The following is a 17,666-nucleotide window of genomic DNA, read 5'->3' as shown; positions in this document are numbered from 1 at the left end:
AGCGATACACTAAGGAAAATTCCTTGAGGAAGCTTTGATGGCACGGTCAAACGGGGTTAAAACTGAAATGTCTGCACAGGAATTGCCTACAATATCAGATGAAGATACAGTGACAATTGAAGATTTACCGGAAGCTGTGGAGGATGTCCAGGATATTGACGACATCTTGAACTCACTCAAAACCTTGCTGAGTAGCCTAGAAAAACTCCAAAAAGTCCGGCAGGAAGTGGGCGACATCAAACCGTTAATCGGGCGGATGCTTGATGGGGAACTAGTTGCTGGTGAAGAACTTGAGCAACTCAAGGCAGGTGTAAGCAGTCTTTCTCGCCTTGTTCGTGCTTATAATGACCATCAAATAGCGTTGGCTAAAGCACAACCTGCTAGAAATTTGCTAGATCAAGTCCTCAAAGAGCGTAAAGCTAATTGAAATAATAAGCGATCGCACTTTTTAATTTCAGGAAATGCGATCGCTGTAAACTGAAGGTGTAACTCAAACTTGCGGCTATCCCCATGAAGTCTATACAAGACTACACTACTGTTATCCGTCCCGATAACAATGGTACATTTGTAGCCTATATACCAGCGATTTCCGGTTGTCACGCTTGGGGACAAACGCCAGATGAGGCCCGTGCTGAACTTGTCTATGTTTTTGAAATGATTCAGGAAGAATATGAAGAACAAGGACGTTCTCTACCCGAAGACGTTGAACTGGTAATTGGAAATGCCAGCTAAAGTAATTAGCGCGTAGGCGTAAAGCCTGCGGCATAGCTACGCTTAGGGCGTAGCCTCTCCAAGAGTTGCCCGTCGTAGACATCGCACTCTGAAATTCCCCAAACTCATAAACGGGAAGTCGCTGTATGTCTAAATCTGTGGTTTCATTTGAAGGATCTCAGATTTTGCAAGATATCTACTTATGTTGATGAATGTTGCACCCGCCATTGTAGTACTAGGTCAAAATAGCGTGACAGTAGCACGCAAAATAATCACTGTCCTACCAGGGGCGACACTATACGGTCTAGCGGGTCGCACATCTGGAGTTGATGTCAGCTTTACTAACTTTGGCGAGACGTTACGCGAGTTATTTGCCCAAGGAACGCCGCTAATTGGCATTTGTGCCGCCGGCATTTTAATTAGGACGCTAGCGCCCGTAATCTCGGATAAACGACAGGAACCACCTGTGCTAGCTGTGGCTGAAGATGGTAGTGCTGTTGTCCCCCTCTTGGGCGGACTTGGTGGGGTAAATGATATGGCTCGTCGCATTGCTGAAGTGCTTGATGTTAAACCTGCAATTACGACTACAGGTGATTTACGTTTGGGCACAACACTATTATCTCCTCCCCCCGGATACCATTTAGCAAACCCAGATGATGCTAAGAAATTTATCTCAGATTTGCTAGCTGGGGCACAAGTCAAACTAGAAGGAATAGCGCCTTGGTTGAGCGATAGTAAACTGCCCATAGATCCACAGGGAGATTTGACGATCCAAGTTACGGAACGTTTGGTAACTCCTAGAGCCAACTGCCTTGTCTACCACCCAGCAACGATCGCGATCGCAATTAGTGACATCATTGATGATGCAGTAGCTTTAGTACAGCAGCTACTAGCTGATGCCAAACTAGAAAGAGCATCAGTCGCCGGGATATTTGCACCCATCACCGCCGCAGCCAATCCCGCAATCCACGCCGTAGCTAGCGCCTTGGGAGTGCCTGCCCGCTTTTTTACCCCAAATCAGCTAGAAAGTCTGTTATCACAAGGTTATAACCCCGCCCAAGCATCTGTGATCGCGGCCACAGGCACATCCCCCATTACTTCCTCATCTCCCCAGATAGCGATCGCTATTGCCCCCCAACCAATTGACCCCAACACCATCGGTCAACCACGCGGACGGTTAGCGATTATTGGCACAGGCCCCGGTGGATCGCAATGGATGTCTCCAGAAGTCAAGGAGATACTCAAGTCGGCAACTGACCTAGTGGGTTACAAAACTTATTTGGATTTAGTCGGTTCTCTGGCTGATGGCAAGCAACGGCATGAGTCCGACAACCGCGAAGAAGAAGCACGGGCGAAAATGGCCCTTGATTTGGCTGCATCTGGGCGATATGTAGCTGTCGTTTCATCTGGCGACCCCGGTATCTATGCAATGGCAACAGCAGTATTTGAAGTATGTGATCGCTATGCCAAGCCCGAATGGGACAATATCGATATTCATGTAGCACCAGGGATCTCAGCCATGCAGGCAGCAGCAGCAGCGATTGGTGCGCCCCTTGGGCATGACTTCTGTGCTATTTCCCTGTCTGACATCTTGAAACCTTGGTCTGCGATCGAACAACGAATTGCGGCTGCTGCTGAGGCTGATTTTGTAATTGCTTTCTACAATCCTGTTTCCAAAGAGCGTACCTGGCAATTGGCAGAAGCGAGAAATATTTTGCTGCGACATAGAACACCGGATACACCAGTAGTGTTGGCACGGAATCTTGGTAGGCCAGGACAGACGGTGAAAGCGATCACACTTGACCAGTTAGCACCAGCAAGCGCGGATATGCGGACAATTATTCTCATTGGTTCCACAAAAACCCGAACTATCAAGCGCCGCGATGGTAATATCTGGGTTTATACGCCGCGTCGCTATACCTAAAAGCAGGCATAAGCACTTTTGTAAATCCGCTTTTCTAAGCGATCGCATAATAAAACCCCAGGATTGGGAATTCATTCCTGGGGCTGTTATACCTGACCACCTTTACCTTTTTAATGCAAAAATCTTGTAAATCCTTACTTTTTAAAAGACATATATATCTGTGTTCTGTCCAAATATAATTACATAAGTTAGTAAGTTTGTGGTAGTCTGAATCTCTGTTGCGTGGAATAATAAGAAATATTTTGACACAATTTAATAGCTATTATTGAAGTACCTGAAAAAAGATATAATTCAAGTAATTATGTCTATTAAAATAGTTCAGGTAACTTGATTTTTTTTGGCGGATAAACAACAATAAAAACATCATGATTCATACATGATTGTAGCCGAAAAAAGTGACAGAAGCCCTTAGTCAAGTCCGCGAAAGCGGACTTTTTTATATTTATAGCGTTTCCCATTCAGATGCGCTACAACATATCGTGACGTATAGGGATACGGCAGTACCCATTGGTGGCAACTTAAACTAAAACTCCTTTAAAGCCTTGTTTCCAGCCAGAGGAGGGAAATGCTCATCATTGGGCTGCTGCCGCAATTCAAGAGGCGGCAGCCCTCCCAGTCGGAGACTCTTGACGAGACAATCTCTAAGCCATGCTTTTAAATATCTACAATTATTTAACTAATTAGCCTAACTAGATAGAACTAAATTATATGGCTATAGACCGAAGTCTTACTAGATTATGGGTAAATAGACAAGATGGACGCTACAAAGAATTATAGAAAATTTCAAAATTACCAATCATTTAAAAATTTAGTAGTTTTCTAATTTCTTAAATCTAGAAATAATAAACATAATTACAACAATTTTGTCCAAGTATTTAACATTAGAAAATTAATGGTATAAATTTGCTCAAAAATTAGGGTAAGCACAAGGATCTTATGCTATTAAGGCAGCACAGCCGTCATATACAGCAGTTTTTGTTTGCATGAAGTACAAACTCACAGATTTTGAGGCAGGAGAAAGAATAATAATTTCTGTTTTGAGTTCTTGGTTTTGTACCTCATTTAGTTGCAAAGTGCTGTAACTCGCCGTTTGCCTAATCGCTTGAATTGGAGTCCTCAATCCCTCTTCACGACAGCAAACTAGCAGAATTGACATCCAACAATAACGTCGCTTGAGGTTGTTGACGGAGAATAGAAGCCGGACAGTTTGTACTTATAGCTCCTTGCAACATCTCTTTCACTACATTCGCTTTACGTTTTTCTGGAGCAAGACAGAGAATTTTTTTAGCTGAACAAATCGTTGGGATGGTGACAGTAAAAGCATACTGGGGGACAGTTTCTAGATTCGGAAAGTGACCTGTGCTTACTTGTTGCTGACGGTTCACTGTATCTAGTTTCACTAGTTTCACACTGTAAGGATCTTGAAAATTTGCTACTGCTGGATCGTTAAAAGCCAAATGTCCATTTTCACCAACACCAAGACAGCATAAGTCAATTGGTTGTGCTTGCAGTAGTTTAGTGTAGCGATCGCACTCGTTTACTGGTTGCGGTGTATCACCTTCTATATAGTGAAATTCCTTAGGAACAACCCGCTTCTCTACACGTTCTCGCATATAGCGCCGGAAACTCGCAGAATGGTCAGGAGTAATTCCCAAATACTCATCTAGATGGAACAGAATAATTCGTGACCAATCTAAACCACCCAATGCAATCAAAGCATCGAGAAATTTGAGTTGGGAGTTACCTGTTGCTAACAATACAGCGGCTGTATCTTGTTGATTGAGAACTTGCTGTAAATGCTTTTGTGCGATTTCGGCAACATCCTGGGCCATTTCGACTTCAGAGTTGTAAATCTGCACTAGTAAATCATCAACGCGAAAAAAGTTTGTAGCGGCTAGCATTTGCTTACACAGAAGGTTATCAATTATACGGCACTTTGTTGAGAAGCTCTACCTGTCTGCCTTTACATGGCTTATCCAATATACATTTTAGGATTTAGCGCGACTTTTTGCCCTGTATTAACCAAGGAACAATCACTAAGGACAAAAAAACGATGTAAACTATTTAAATTAAGTTAACAATTATTTACATATTACCAAACAATCATGCTAACTGCAATTCTCTTTGACCTAGACGGCACTATTGTTAACACTGACCCCATACACTACCAAGCTTGGCAGGAAATGTTGTTAAATTACAGCATAAACATTGACGAAACATTTTATAAATCCCGAATTAGTGGGCGGCTAAATCCAGAAATTGTTAAGGATATTCTGCCACAATTATCAACAGTAGAAGGACAAAAATTTGCAGACAAAAAAGAGGCGCTTTTCCGCAAACTCGCCCCTCATCTAAAACCGTTGAGTGGATTTTCTGAACTATTAGAATGGACAGATACACATAATTTAAAACGTGCATTAGTTACTAATGCCCCTAGATTAAATGCAGAATTTATGCTAGACGTTTTGGGAATCAAAGAAGCTTTCCATACAGTTGTTGTAGCGGATGATTGTATTGCAGGTAAACCCGACCCTGCACCCTACCAAGTTGCCCTGAATAAGTTGGGGATTACAGCAGAAGAAGCGATCGCTTTAGAAGACTCTCCCTCTGGAATTCGGGCGGCGGTGGGCGCAGATATCCGCACTATTGGTATAGCGTCAACCCACGATCCCCAAGTTTTACAGGAAATCGGCGCATTTATGGCAATTCCAGATTTTACTGATTTGCAGTTGTGGACATTGCTCAACTCACTTATTGAACAAGATTTAAGTGCGATCGCTTCTAACTTATAAGCGCAAAATCTTAGAACATCGAGAGTGGAGACGCGAATTTGCTAACCCGTCTCTACTTATTTTTCCGCAAGAATCGCGTAAATTTCCCGTTTAACTTGCTCTAAAAGCTCACGCACCCGATTTATTCGCTCCATATTACCACTACGAGCAACCTGCACCACAACAGCAGCTAATTCTGTTGCAGCATTTCGCAACTCAATAAACTCTTGGGGCTTACCCTTCACGAAACTTTTGAAAGTATCCCAAGGAGAATCTGAAGTTTCTTGTTGGGCACGTTCTGCCAGTAGTTGTCTACCTTCATCGGTGATCGTGTAAATCCGCTTGCCACCTTCCTGGGCGCTCTTAAGATAACCACCTTCCTCCAGCAATTGGAGTGTTGGATACACTGAGCCAGGACTGAGGCGACGGAAACCACCATAACGAGTTTCCGCATCTTTAATCAGGTCGTAACCATGACTAGGATGCTCGGATAACAATTCCAGCAGGATGAACTTGATGTCACCCCGACGAGTCCGATATTCATCTCCCCAACCACGACCAAACATTTCATTGCCAAAGTGTTTGTCATGATCTCTACTATGATGCTTGCCATGCCCAAACCAAGACTTGACAAACAATGAATCATCTTCGCTAACTCCTGCCCATGCAGGTGTCCCAAAGCGCGATCGAAAGTGTCTAAACATAAATCAATCTCAAATCAACTTTCTCTAATATACGATATATCACAATATATCGCGATATATCGGAATAGAATTTTGATGAAAAGACAACTGATGATGGTTCAGTTGTGAAGTACACATGACAACGTGCCGAGTCATTGAGGAGCCGTGTAATGGGAAACTATTAAGCACGGTTTTGAAGACCAGCGAGTTTCGTGAGGAACTCGCTGAGTTTACTGGTGGGGACTTCCGCGTTACGTTAAATAATTACCTTTTTTGCGTGCTCACTTGCTTCTTCCCCACTCCCTCTTTTGGTAACAGCGATCGCTGCAATTATCCCAAACCAGAGTAGCAGTTAGGAAAATACTTGTATTAAAAGTTGCAGTTTATTAACTTCCCTGCCCTAACTTTTTATTGAATATTAAAGTGTCTATATTAACAAGGAAATTACTTAGAATGAGTAGCTCTAGCATTTTTGTATCTAGATTTCAAGCATTCTCAAAAAATTTTACCCTAAAATCAATTATTCAGTAAAAATACGTATGCAATTTGAAGTCTTCTCACTATATGAATAGTAGAATTAGCCCATACAGGAGAAGACTGTGACGCTCTTAAACCAAGCTCAAGTAGAGCAGCTAAAGGAAATAACCACACACTTGCGACAAGTAAGACAAGAAAAATCCATACGCATAGAAGAAATAGCTGCTGAAACACTGATTCGAGCAGGTGTTTTGCAAGCTTTAGAAGAAGAACGATTTGAAGAATTGCCTGAGCCTATTTTTGTTCAAGGATTGATCCGTCGCTATGGAGATGCTTTAGGACTGGATGGAAATGCTTTATCACATGCTCTTATAGGCAGCAATGTAGTCCGCCAAGACTCCAATAATGCCCATAAGAGTTCAGACAACAAATCCAATACATACATACCGCTTGTTGTCACCTACATTCTATTATTAGTAGCTGCATCTGCTGGCCTTTTCTATACACTTAATCCACCGCAAATTGCATCTGAATCCCTGACTCCAGCAGTCAATGGTCAACAGTCAATGGTAACTAATCAGTGAATAGTAATCAGGGAGTGGGGAAGAAGCAGGGGAGCAGGGAGCAGGGGGACAAAAGAGAATTATTGAATAAGTTTCTTCCTTGTCTCTTCCCAATGACCATTTTCAAGATATTTGTGGTTTACGCAGATGCCAAGTAGTAGATTGCTCATAAGCGTAAGCTACCTGAAACAGTTGGTCTTCTCGCAGCACATTGCCAATTAGCTGTAATCCTATCGGTAGCCCCTGATCATCAAAACCACATGGCAAACTTAAACTAGGTAAACCAGCAAGATTCACAGGAATAGTCATCAAGTCAGTTAAATACATACTCAAGGGGTCAGTAGTTTTTTCCCCTGCTTTGAATGCTGTCGTGGGAGATGTGGGACAAACTAACACATCAACCGCGCCAAAAGCCTTTTCAAAGTCTTGCTTAATCAGGGTGCGGACTTTTTGCGCTTTCAGGTAGTAGGCATCATAATAGCCAGCCGAAAGGGCATAAGTGCCGATCATAATCCGGCGTTTGACTTCTGTACCAAAACCAGTGGCACGGGTGCGAGTGTACATCGATAGCAGATTATCGGCATCAGGGGCACGGTAACCATATTTAACGCCATCGTAACGAGCTAGGTTTGCTGACGCTTCTGATGGAGCAATGATGTAGTAGGTGGGTAAGCCATAGCGAAAGCGGGGACAGGAAATTATATGAATTTCTGCTCCCAAACTTTGTAGTTGGTCTACTGCTTTGGTAACAGCTTGTTCCACAACAGAGTCCAGACCTTCACCAAAAGTTTCTTTAATGATGCCAATTCTTAGCTGACCTCTGGGTTTGAAGTCTGGTTTTAAGCTGGCGGCGTAGTTGGGAATGGCAACTTTGAGGCTGGTAGAGTCTTTGGGATCGTGACCTGCGATCGCACTTAATAATATTGCAGCATCTTCTACTGTGTTTCCAAATGGCCCTATTTGATCCAAAGACGAAGCGTAAGCCACCAAACCATAACGAGAAACCAGACCATAAGTCGGTTTCATTCCCACCACACCGCAAAAAGATGCAGGTTGCCGAATCGAACCACCAGTATCAGAACCGAGAGCAACTACACATTCTTGAGCCGCCACCGCCGCCGCAGAACCCCCCGAAGAACCACCTGGAACTCGTGACAAATCCCAAGGATTAGCCGTGACTTGGTAGGCAGAGTTTTCTGTGGAACTACCCATCGCAAACTCATCCAAGTTGGTTTTGCCTACCATTACCGCGCCAGCATCTGCAAGTTTTTGCGTCGCTGTTGATTCATAAGGCGGCACGAAATTTTGCAAAATCCGAGAGGCGCAGGTGGTAGGAATCCCCTTAGTACATAAATTGTCCTTGATCCCCACAGGAATGCCTGCTAGTAGCCCAATTTCTTCTCCCGCAGCAATTTTGGCATCCACAGCACCCGCCTGCTCTAATGCCCGTTCTGCGGTCACACATAAAAAGCTGTGCAATTTCGGCTCTAACGCTTGAATGCGCTCTAAAGCTTCTTGGGTAATTTCAACGGCAGAACGTTCTTTCTTAACCAGCTGTTGGTGCAACTCGCGGATGGATGCCATGATTGCTCTCTTTGTGACTCAAGTCATTGATTCTAGTACATATTGGTCGATATTGGGTATGGGGGATTAGGGATTAAGCATTGGGAAAGAGGCAGAGGGGCAGGGGGCGGGTTGCAGAGGGGAAAACTCTTCTCCCTTGCTCCCTGCTCCCTGCCCCGACTCCCACATTTGTATAAATACAACTAATACCTCCCAAGAACTAAGCAATTTTGGTGATGGAAAAATTGCCAAGCAGAAACAAAATAATATTAGGAATTTAACATCATCCGTAAATAGAGGGACTACAATCAAAACGGACAAATGTTTCATGCTCCAACAAAAGAGGATTACAAAGCTATGTCCGACTTAAATCGCGGAATTATGAAATTTGAGGGTGCAGATTCCCCAAAAGTAGTCACTATCTCTACCGTGTTGCTTCTGGGATCGATCGTTGCTCTCATAATCTGGGCGCTGCAAGCTGCCTATGCGCTAAACTAAAACCATTAGTAACCTAGAAGGGCACTGGCAAAAACGGTTTCCGTCGTAGCCAAGTGTCCATTCAGTAACTAGTAAATAAAAACGCCCTAATAACCATCAAAAATTTCAGAAAAACTTTAGATTTTAGATTTGAGGTTTTAGATGGAAAATTTAAATCTAAAATCCAAAATCCAGAATGTTTGAACCTTGGGGTGTCTTAGTTATTTTAATTATCTGCCCCCTTTTGGGCGGATTACCCCTGATCGCATGGATAACTTACGCCCTCAAGCGGAAGCAGTTATCACAAGTTGGTACAGGAAATATTAGTGTATCGGCTGCCTTTTATCATGGCGGTAAGTTTGTAGGAATTCTGGCAGTTTTGTCAGAAGCTTTTAAAGGAGTTGCGGCAGTCTTACTCACCCGCGTTTTCTTCCCAGAGGGATCGTTCTGGGAATTGATCGCTCTCATCGCTCTGGTAATTGGTAGATACTGGATAGGCAGAGGGGCAGGTACGACAAATGTCGTCTGGGGATTTGTCGTACATGATCCACTTGTGGCAATATTTGTATCCTTCTTTGCAGGTATTAGCTTTACAATTCTGCAATCAAGACAGCTAGTCAAATTTGGGGTTTTGCTTCTCTTTCCTCTGTTTGTGATAGTTCTGCATATTAGCGATTACCCAAGAATGCTTGCTGCTGTCGCCTTAGCTGGTTTAATGGGCTGGATTTATACTAAAATTCCTGATGATATGAATCTGCCAGCCCAAGAGGCACAAACAGAATCGCAAGCGATGTTGGAATTTTTACGCGGCGATGTCTACGACGGGCTACGCCAACGCACGATGGTTTCTTTAGATGAAGAGTTGGATGCTGCCATTGTCGGAGAAAAGGCGGCTACGTTATCTCAAATTAAGCGCTGGGGCTATCCAGTCCCGAAAGGGTGGGTACTGGCCCCGATTGATGATCCTAACCTGTTGACAGAATTTCTCCAGCCATCAAAATTATCTCCCTTGGTGGTACGTTCTTCTGCCATTGGAGAAGACTCAGAACAGGCTTCGGCTGCTGGGCAGTATGAAACAATTTTAAATGTTACCAGCCCAGAGGCATTGCAGTCAGCGATCGCTCAAGTTCAAGCTTCCTACAATCATCCATCTGCTGTGCAATATCGGCGCGATCGCGGCTTAAATGACTCAGCAATGGCTGTGTTGATTCAACAACAAGTCCAAAGTGTATATTCTGGTGTAGCTTTCAGCCGCGATCCCATTACTCAGCAAGGTGATGCGATCATCATTGAAGCCCTTCCAGGCAGCCCGACGCAAGTCGTTTCGGGAAAAGTCACACCAGAACAATATCGCGCTTTTGTCATTGAAACAGAAAATTCTTCTTCTGTACAATTAGAGGGTCAAGGACGAGTCCCACAAGCATTAATTAAGCAAGTTGCATACTTAGCTTATCGACTCGAAAAACGTTATCATGGCACTCCTCAAGATATCGAATGGAGTTACGACGGCCAAACACTCTGGGTATTGCAATCTCGACCGATCACCACTCTACTGCCCATCTGGACACGCAAAATTGCCGCTGAAGTGATCCCCGGAGTAATTCACCCCTTAACATGGTCGATTAATCGTCCATTAACTTGTGGAGTTTGGGGAGAATTTTTTACTCTAGTTTTAGGCGATCGCGCCTTGGGGTTAGATTTTGCCGAAACAGCAACTCTGCATTATTCTAGAGCCTACTTTAATGCATCCCTCTTAGGGAACATCTTTACCCGCATGGGATTGCCGCCGGAAAGTCTGGAATTTTTAACTAGAGGAGCTAAATTAAGTAAGCCATCCTTGCAGTCAACTTGGGAAAATTTGCCAGGACTAGGGAAGTTGCTGAGGCGGGAATTAAGTTTAGAAAAAGACTTCAAGGAAGATTATCACAAACGGTTCATTCCTGGGTTATCGGAGTTGGCGCAGGAAGATATAGATAACTTGGAACCAGCCAAGCTGTTGGCAAGAATTGACTTGATTTTAGAGTTGCTACATCGAGGAACGTATTACAGCATTTTAGCTCCCTTAAGTGCTGCCCTCCGGCAGGCGATTTTTCGGGTGAAGGATGGGCAAATTGATAATAGCGTGACTCCAGAGGTAGCCGCATTGCGATCGCTGAGTGCAATAGCCACAGATGCCAAACAAGTATTGCTTGAGTTTGAGCCGCAGCAAGTATTTGAGCAATTAAAGCAAACCCCAGAGGGAAAGAAGATCCTGCAAGAATTTGACGAATTACTTCAGGATTACGGCTATTTAAGTGAAGTGGGAACTGATATTTCCGTTCCCACTTGGCGGGAAAATCCCCAGATGATTAAGCAAATGTTTGTGCAGTTAATGCAAGGTAACGAACCACAATCAGGCGCTAAAGACGCGATTAATAGCATCTTTGCTGGTAAGCGCAAACGCTCTTTTGTGCAACGGCGTGTGGATATCAAAGGACGAGTTACCGAAGTTTATTCCCGGCTTTTGGCTGAATTGCGTTGGAGTTTTGTAGCTTTAGAGAAGATTTGGTTAAAGTCCGGTTTACTCAAGAAAACAGGAGATATCTTTTTTCTAAACTTTGATGAAGTGCGGCATTTAGTTGTGGGTGACGATTCTAGGTTAATTGAGGAGTTGGATAAGTTAGTGGAATTGAGGCGATCGCAATTCGTCCAAGATAGTGAGATCATTCAAATACCCCTTTTAGTCTACGGCAATACACCTCCTCACCCCTTAGCTCCCTCTGCACTCTACTCTGATCAAATCTTACAAGGGATTGGAGCCAGTCACGGACAAGCTGAAGGCAGGGTGAAGGTGTTGCGAAATTTACAAGACATCCCAGATATTGATCGAGATACAATTCTGGTAGTGCCTTACACAGATTCCGGCTGGGCACCTTTGTTATTAAGGGCTGGAGGATTAATTGCGGAAGCTGGAGGCAGGCTTTCTCATGGTGCGATCGTGGCTCGTGAATATGGTATTCCTGCTGTGATGGATGTTCGAGGCGCTACATGGCTTTTGCAAGATGGTCAACGGGTAAGGATTGATGGGTCTAGGGGTATCGTGGAATTATCTAACGATTTGAGACCCGAATGATTACTACTTCCCTCAAAGACCTGCCAGAAGAATCTGTTTCTCACAATGCCGAAATCAAAAAAAAGGTGATGCTACGCTTCGGCGATTTACCTCACCTGACTAACTTTTCTCAAGCACGTTTTGCTCCCGGACAAACTGCACCAGCACACGCGCATCAAGATATGTGCGAAGTATTCTTTGTGGAAGCTGGTTCGGGATTAATTCACATTGATGGTAAAGAATACCCCCTACTACCGGGAAACTGCGTGGCGATAGAACCGGGAGAAGTACATGAAGTTGTCAATAGTGGCTCAGTTGAGCTTGTTTTGACCTACTTTGGTTTGCGAGTCGAAAAATCAGCGTCATTATTTTGAATACAAGATACAGTGAGGGCACAACATTGTTATGCCCTCACAAAAGTTTGCGGATGTTGCTTATAAACAAAGAAAAATTTGTAAAATTCTAATATACCAAAGGTGTCACGCCGCGCATCTGACGTAAAGAATTTATACAAGCAGGACAATCGCAATTAAATAAGGTGACTGCCACATCGCTTTCCTCGACATTGAACTCCAGCATAGGAGAATTTTCCTGAGAAAACTCTATTTCACGCTGATAGTTAGGAATTTGAGCTAATACCGAAGCCCTTGCACAAACTAAACCCACTTTATGTTTATTGCGTATACAAGATAGACGGTCTGTGGTGTTGGTTTTTAGTTCTGGCTCCATAGCTTGTGCTTGATTGAGCATTACTCCCATAGAGAGAATAGAGCTAATCAGCACAGGAGAAGAAAGCAAACTCAGTATGAATTTGTTCATTGATTTTCTTAGAAAACAATCTCGATCGCTCAGGTTATCCGATTAAATCTTACAGTGCAAGTAAAGCCTAACAGGAATATCACGAGTTGTACCATCCGGTGGTTTCTCTCTTGCTTGTTGGTCAATGCTCTAACTACAGGTCACTGAACTCAGAAGCTCAGTTCGTAAGCACCACCACGCTCCAGCGCACGCTGGTAGGCCGGACGCGTGTGAATGCGATCTAGGAAAGCCATGAGCTTCGGACGCTTCGCATCCAGTCCTGCTTGCGCGGCTGCTGCCTCCAGGGGGAAGCTCATCTGGATATCAGCTGCGGTGAATTCATTGCCAGTGAACCATGTGCTTTTCTCCAGTTCCGCCTCTTGGTAATCTAGGTGCTGCGTGATCTGAGGTTCAATAAATGAGTTCTTGACCCGGCTGACGATGGCCCGAGCGATTGGCCGCACGAAAAACGGTATTGGCCCCTTTTCGATTTGGTCGAAGATGAGTTTCAGCAGCAGTGGAGGCATAGCCGAGCCTTCCGCGTAATGTAGCCAATAGGTGTAGCGCAGTCGCTCCGGCGTACCCGGAGGAGGAATCAGCCGCCCGTTACCGTAGCGTTCGACCAGATACTCAATGATGGCACCGGATTCGGCCAGGGTCAGGGCACCGTCGGTAATCACTGGCGACTTACCGAGTGGATGTACCTCGCGCAGCGATGCCGGTGCTAACATGGTTTTCGGGTTGCGATCGTAGCGCTTGACTTCGTACTCTATGCCGAGTTCCTCCAGCAGCCAAAGCAGACGCTGGGAACGGGAGTTGTTCAAGTGGTGGACAGTGATCATCAGATTATTCTGCTATAAAAAACTTGACAAAACTTTTTCAAAGCTAGTCATTCAACTAAAGAAAATATTAGAGAGTCTTAACTACAGCAATTCTAGTTACTTTCTGCCTCGCTCTTGCATTTCTTGCTGACGCATGGGCATAGCGTCAATTTCCTCAAAAATTGCTGTAGCCTTTACTGGTGTATCATCACTGCGCTTAACACCACTATCTTTGCCCACCAAAATCACACGGAAATTTTCTTTGTCAACCCCAAAACGATCACGCAACTTGGCAGCAGAAGACTCATCTATTGGCTGTCTGTTGGCATAGCTTTCATCTGTTGCCAAAACCTGAACGAGAACCAAATCCCGATCCGCAAAACCGCTGTTATGTTCTTGTAATAGTTTCATTTGCTGCTGATAGGTATGGTTATCAACAGACGGCGCAAAGACTAATAGCACGCGATTTTTCCATTTTTGGGAACTGAGGTTAAATGAAGACATTTTGATAGCATGATTGGTTGAACCTTGGACAATATCAGCTTTTCTAACTGGCGACAGGACTATACACGCTAATAGGGTAAGGGCAATTAATGCTGAATTATTCACAATGGCTTTTTATCTGTTTTATCTGCTCTCAAGCTATCATTCTTTTCTCCGCTTTTACTCTATCTACTGATAGTTTATCTTTGTATTAGGTAAGTAGATAGGTGAGAATTACTCAAACTATAGCAGGCTGACGGTTTATCAAAATCTAGCCTGAAAACCCCAAAGTTTGCCCCTCAAAACTGTTTGGATTTTGAGGGGAAAACGCCAGTTTAAAAACTGGTCATAGTCAAATCTCTACATTTATGTGAACCAAAGCTATTTAATGAAAATTAGAATTGTGTCGGATCAAATTCATAAATTCCTCACGAGTCCGCACATCTTCTGCAAAAACACCGCGCATTGCACTAGTAACAGTCCAAGAACCGGGTTTCTGCACACCGCGCATCACCATACACATGTGGGTTGCTTCTATTACCACTGCAACCCCTTGGGGTTTGAGTAATCCTTGTAAGGCATCAGCAATTTGTACAGTCAGACGTTCTTGAACTTGTAAACGTCGTGCATACATTTCGCAAATACGGGCAATCTTAGATAATCCTATTACTTTGCCATTAGGAATGTAAGCAACATGAGCACGACCAATAATTGGCAAAATATGATGTTCGCAGGAACTGAAAATATCGATGTCCCGTACTAATACCATTTCATTGGCATTTTCTGTAAATACTGCTCCGTTTAGCAGTTCATCCAATGATTCGTGATACCCTTTTGTGAGAAACTGTAAGGCTTTCATCACCCTTTTCGGAGTATCTTTTAGTCCTTCGCGGTCTGGATCTTCTCCTAATCCAATCAGCAAAGTACGCACAGCCTGCATCATTTGAGCTTCTGTTACAGTTTGCTGTTGCCCAGTCGCTAAAGATGACAGTACCTGATCGGCAGAAGTTAGATCGGGACGAATCGATAGAGTCATTTTCTGAGTTCTATGGGAATGTTTGATAAATTGGCCTGTTGTCAGATGTCGGTTGCGCTCGACTCCTAACTCGTAACTGAGTGTAACATAACTTTACACTTCTTAATCATACCAAACATTTTGTCAGCTTAAGAAGGATGTGCCAGATATTACACCGGGTTTCAATCCCTAATAACGTAAGTTGCTAGTTAGTGTCACATAATGGTATCAAAAAGATACAAAAACTCCATTTTTTAGTACTTTTAGATACTAAATTTTAGATATTTGTATTTAAAAAAGAAGCGTTTTTTGATAACTAGCAACTTGGGTTAATAGGGATTTTAGGTAATTGCAATTTGGTAGCAGCCCCGAAACTCTAGCCTCATACATTCGTTTCAATCCCTAATAGGGATTTTAGGTAATTGCAATATGTTTTAGCTGGTTCACCGCTAGAAGCACTTAAAGTTTCAATCCCTAATAGGGATTTTAGGTAATTGCAATTTTGTTCTTTTAATGTATCGTGTAGCTGGATAGTGGTTTCAATCCCTAATAGGGATTTTAGGTAATTGCAATTCTTGTCGCCAAGAAAGAGAAATATTTAATTTCCCGTTTCAATCCCTAATAGGGATTTTAGGTAATTGCAATTTAGCAGTGCTGGACAGGCATCGCACTGCTAAGTTTCAATCCCTAATAGGGATTTTAGGTAATTGCAATGTTACCAGGATTTGAATAGCTGGTGAAGCTGGCGTTTCAATCCCTAATAGGGATTTTAGGTAATTGCAATTCAACCGCATCAGAAACAATACAAGGTATGGAAAGGTTTCAATCCCTAATAGGGATTTTAGGTAATTGCAATCTGTTGGGGGCTTTACTGTTTCTTACGTAGAAATTGTTTCAATCCCTAATAGGGATTTTAGGTAATTGCAATAAAATTACTTATATGCCCATTAGTAAACGCCGTCATAAGTTTCAATCCCTAATAGGGATTTTAGGTAATTGCAATATACCAAAATTCAATTGATAATTGTCCTTGAACTTGTTTCAATCCCTAATAGGGATTTTAGGTAATTGCAATTGACGTTAACAATCCTTAATCTTAGTGATACTTTGTTTCAATCCCTAATAGGGATTTTAGGTAATTGCAATCTGATGGTAAATCTATAAGTGAATGGATGGAGAATCAAAAGTTTCAATCCCTAATAGGGATTTTAGGTAATTGCAATATTAAATCCTATGCTAGGTAAGCAGTAGGACTAGCGTTTCAATCCCTAATAGGGATTTTAGGTAATTGCAATTGGTACTGGGAAACATAAATACTTGCTGCTAACTGGTTTCAATCCCTAATAGGGATTTTAGGTAATTGCAATTTTACACATCACACTCAAATCAGGATTTTAAAACGTTTCAATCCCTAATAGGGATTTTAGGTAATTGCAATGCCATTTGTACCAAGTCGCTTACCTTGCCGTCAAGTTTCAATCCCTAATAGGGATTTTAGGTAATTGCAATAATGGCATTATTGTATTGGTTGCCATCAATGTGGTGGTTTCAATCCCTAATAGGGATTTTAGGTAATTGCAATTCCACTCGATATTTGTGGCGTTATCATTTTGGTTTCAATCCCTAATAGGGATTTTAGGTAATTGCAATCCAATCGAGTCATGAAATACTTGAAGATTCTCAGGTTTCAATCCCTAATAGGGATTTTAGGTAATTGCAATTGTAACCCTGATTTAGTAAGGTATTTAAAATAATGGTTTCAATCCCTAATAGGGATTTTAGGTAATTGCAATTCGATTTTGGTGACATCTTCCACCAAAACTTTACCGTTTCAATCCCTAATAGGGATTTTAGGTAATTGCAATCGAGAGGGGGAGAAGTAAAACTCTTGTACCATTCGTTTCAATCCCTAATAGGGATTTTAGGTAATTGCAATCAATCTAATTAATTCACCTTGCAAACCACGCTCCGTTTCAATCCCTAATAGGGATTTTAGGTAATTGCAATGCAGAGTGGGTAGAGAGGGAAGCTTGAATTTAGTTTCAATCCCTAATAGGGATTTTAGGTAATTGCAATTACTTCTACATCTTGAGTTTTAATAAGCGATTCGTTTCAATCCCTAATAGGGATTTTAGGTAATTGCAATTTAAGAGATAGTTCTTATTATGTCAATAAAATAAGTTTCAATCCCTAATAGGGATTTTAGGTAATTGCAATTGGGTAAACCGGTTGAAGTGCTGCGTTTTTTTGTGGTTTCAATCCCTAATAGGGATTTTAGGTAATTGCAAT

The 17,666-nt window shown here is 42.7% G+C and carries 16 protein-coding genes and 1 CRISPR repeat array; of the genes, 8 read left to right on the top strand and 8 right to left on the bottom strand.

The window, feature by feature from the left end:
• Nucleotides 1–37: 37 nt before the first annotated feature.
• The 3 genes from F8R90_RS18995 to cobJ all read left to right on the top strand — a co-directional run bounded on the left by F8R90_RS18995 (nucleotide 38) and on the right by cobJ (nucleotide 2,635).
• Nucleotides 38–427, top strand: a complete 390-nt coding sequence (locus tag F8R90_RS18995; RefSeq protein ID WP_196511966.1) for a hypothetical protein — start codon at nucleotides 38–40, stop codon at nucleotides 425–427.
• Between the two features lie 83 nt (nucleotides 428–510).
• The gene (locus tag F8R90_RS18990; protein WP_196511965.1) at nucleotides 511–732 is read left to right on the top strand and encodes a type II toxin-antitoxin system HicB family antitoxin; all 222 of its coding nucleotides are present in this window, start codon (nucleotides 511–513) and stop codon (nucleotides 730–732) included.
• Nucleotides 733–913: 181 nt separating this feature from the next.
• Nucleotides 914–2,635, top strand: a complete 1,722-nt coding sequence (cobJ, locus tag F8R90_RS18985; protein ID WP_196511964.1) for a precorrin-3B C(17)-methyltransferase — start codon at nucleotides 914–916, stop codon at nucleotides 2,633–2,635.
• A 934-nt stretch (nucleotides 2,636–3,569) separates the two neighbouring features.
• On the opposite strand, the gene F8R90_RS18980 is transcribed toward cobJ, so the two are convergent.
• Nucleotides 3,570–3,791 carry a hypothetical protein gene (locus F8R90_RS18980; RefSeq protein ID WP_196511963.1) on the bottom strand — a complete coding sequence of 74 codons (222 nt, stop codon included), beginning with the start codon at nucleotides 3,789–3,791 and terminating at the stop codon, nucleotides 3,570–3,572.
• Nucleotides 3,763–4,536, bottom strand: a complete 774-nt coding sequence (locus F8R90_RS18975; RefSeq protein ID WP_196511962.1) for a glucosamine-6-phosphate deaminase — start codon at nucleotides 4,534–4,536, stop codon at nucleotides 3,763–3,765. Before F8R90_RS18975 ends, F8R90_RS18980 begins: the two co-directional genes overlap by 29 nt.
• Before the next feature lie 204 nt (nucleotides 4,537–4,740).
• Here F8R90_RS18975 and F8R90_RS18970 point away from each other — a divergent pair, with 204 nt between their 5' ends.
• Nucleotides 4,741–5,427, top strand: coding sequence for an HAD family hydrolase (locus F8R90_RS18970; protein ID WP_196511961.1), 687 nt, complete (start codon nucleotides 4,741–4,743; stop codon nucleotides 5,425–5,427).
• A 56-nt stretch (nucleotides 5,428–5,483) separates the two neighbouring features.
• Here the strand turns inward: F8R90_RS18970 and F8R90_RS18965 are convergent, their stop codons facing one another.
• Nucleotides 5,484–6,110 carry a PadR family transcriptional regulator gene (locus tag F8R90_RS18965; RefSeq protein ID WP_196511960.1) on the bottom strand — a complete coding sequence of 209 codons (627 nt, stop codon included), beginning with the start codon at nucleotides 6,108–6,110 and terminating at the stop codon, nucleotides 5,484–5,486.
• 578 nt (nucleotides 6,111–6,688) lie between these two features.
• On the opposite strand from F8R90_RS18965, the gene F8R90_RS18960 reads away from it, so the two are divergent.
• Nucleotides 6,689–7,150 (top strand): helix-turn-helix domain-containing protein, encoded by a 462-nt coding sequence (locus F8R90_RS18960; RefSeq protein WP_196511959.1) that lies wholly within the window; start codon nucleotides 6,689–6,691, stop codon nucleotides 7,148–7,150.
• Between the two features lie 102 nt (nucleotides 7,151–7,252).
• Here F8R90_RS18960 and gatA read toward each other — a convergent pair whose 3' ends face one another.
• Nucleotides 7,253–8,713 carry an Asp-tRNA(Asn)/Glu-tRNA(Gln) amidotransferase subunit GatA gene (gene gatA, locus F8R90_RS18955; RefSeq protein ID WP_196511958.1) on the bottom strand — a complete coding sequence of 487 codons (1,461 nt, stop codon included), beginning with the start codon at nucleotides 8,711–8,713 and terminating at the stop codon, nucleotides 7,253–7,255.
• 300 nt (nucleotides 8,714–9,013) lie between these two features.
• Between gatA and F8R90_RS18950 the strand changes: the two genes are divergently transcribed.
• The 3 genes from F8R90_RS18950 to F8R90_RS18940 all read left to right on the top strand — a co-directional run bounded on the left by F8R90_RS18950 (nucleotide 9,014) and on the right by F8R90_RS18940 (nucleotide 12,634).
• The gene (locus F8R90_RS18950) at nucleotides 9,014–9,190 is read left to right on the top strand and encodes a hypothetical protein (protein WP_230966429.1); all 177 of its coding nucleotides are present in this window, start codon (nucleotides 9,014–9,016) and stop codon (nucleotides 9,188–9,190) included.
• Between the two features lie 175 nt (nucleotides 9,191–9,365).
• Complete coding sequence (locus tag F8R90_RS18945) at nucleotides 9,366–12,281, top strand: glycerol-3-phosphate acyltransferase (protein ID WP_196511956.1); 2,916 nt, start codon at nucleotides 9,366–9,368, stop codon at nucleotides 12,279–12,281.
• On the top strand, nucleotides 12,278–12,634 hold the full coding sequence (locus F8R90_RS18940) for a cupin domain-containing protein (protein ID WP_196511955.1): 357 nt from the start codon (nucleotides 12,278–12,280) through the stop codon (nucleotides 12,632–12,634). Before F8R90_RS18945 ends, F8R90_RS18940 begins: the two co-directional genes overlap by 4 nt.
• 88 nt (nucleotides 12,635–12,722) lie before the next feature.
• On the opposite strand, the gene F8R90_RS18935 is transcribed toward F8R90_RS18940, so the two are convergent.
• The 4 genes from F8R90_RS18935 to folE form a co-directional block, all read right to left on the bottom strand.
• Complete coding sequence (locus F8R90_RS18935) at nucleotides 12,723–13,079, bottom strand: hypothetical protein (protein ID WP_190892109.1); 357 nt, start codon at nucleotides 13,077–13,079, stop codon at nucleotides 12,723–12,725.
• A 149-nt stretch (nucleotides 13,080–13,228) separates the two neighbouring features.
• Nucleotides 13,229–13,900, bottom strand: coding sequence for a glutathione S-transferase family protein (locus F8R90_RS18930; protein ID WP_196511954.1), 672 nt, complete (start codon nucleotides 13,898–13,900; stop codon nucleotides 13,229–13,231).
• Between the two features lie 96 nt (nucleotides 13,901–13,996).
• Nucleotides 13,997–14,488: a DUF4174 domain-containing protein gene (locus F8R90_RS18925; RefSeq protein ID WP_196511953.1), complete on the bottom strand. Its 492-nt coding sequence runs from the start codon at nucleotides 14,486–14,488 to the stop codon at nucleotides 13,997–13,999.
• Between the two features lie 259 nt (nucleotides 14,489–14,747).
• Nucleotides 14,748–15,398 carry a GTP cyclohydrolase I FolE gene (gene folE, locus F8R90_RS18920; RefSeq protein ID WP_190892103.1) on the bottom strand — a complete coding sequence of 217 codons (651 nt, stop codon included), beginning with the start codon at nucleotides 15,396–15,398 and terminating at the stop codon, nucleotides 14,748–14,750.
• Nucleotides 15,399–15,769: 371 nt separating this feature from the next.
• Nucleotides 15,770–17,666: a CRISPR direct-repeat array (repeat unit 37 nt; unit sequence GTTTCAATCCCTAATAGGGATTTTAGGTAATTGCAAT).

The organism is Nostoc sp. NZL (assembly GCF_015714705.1).
Classification (GTDB): Bacteria; Cyanobacteriota; Cyanobacteriia; order Cyanobacteriales; family Nostocaceae; genus Nostoc; species Nostoc foliaceum_A.
Note: the sequence above shows the minus strand (reverse complement) of the source record. Positions and strands in the feature narration are given on the sequence as shown.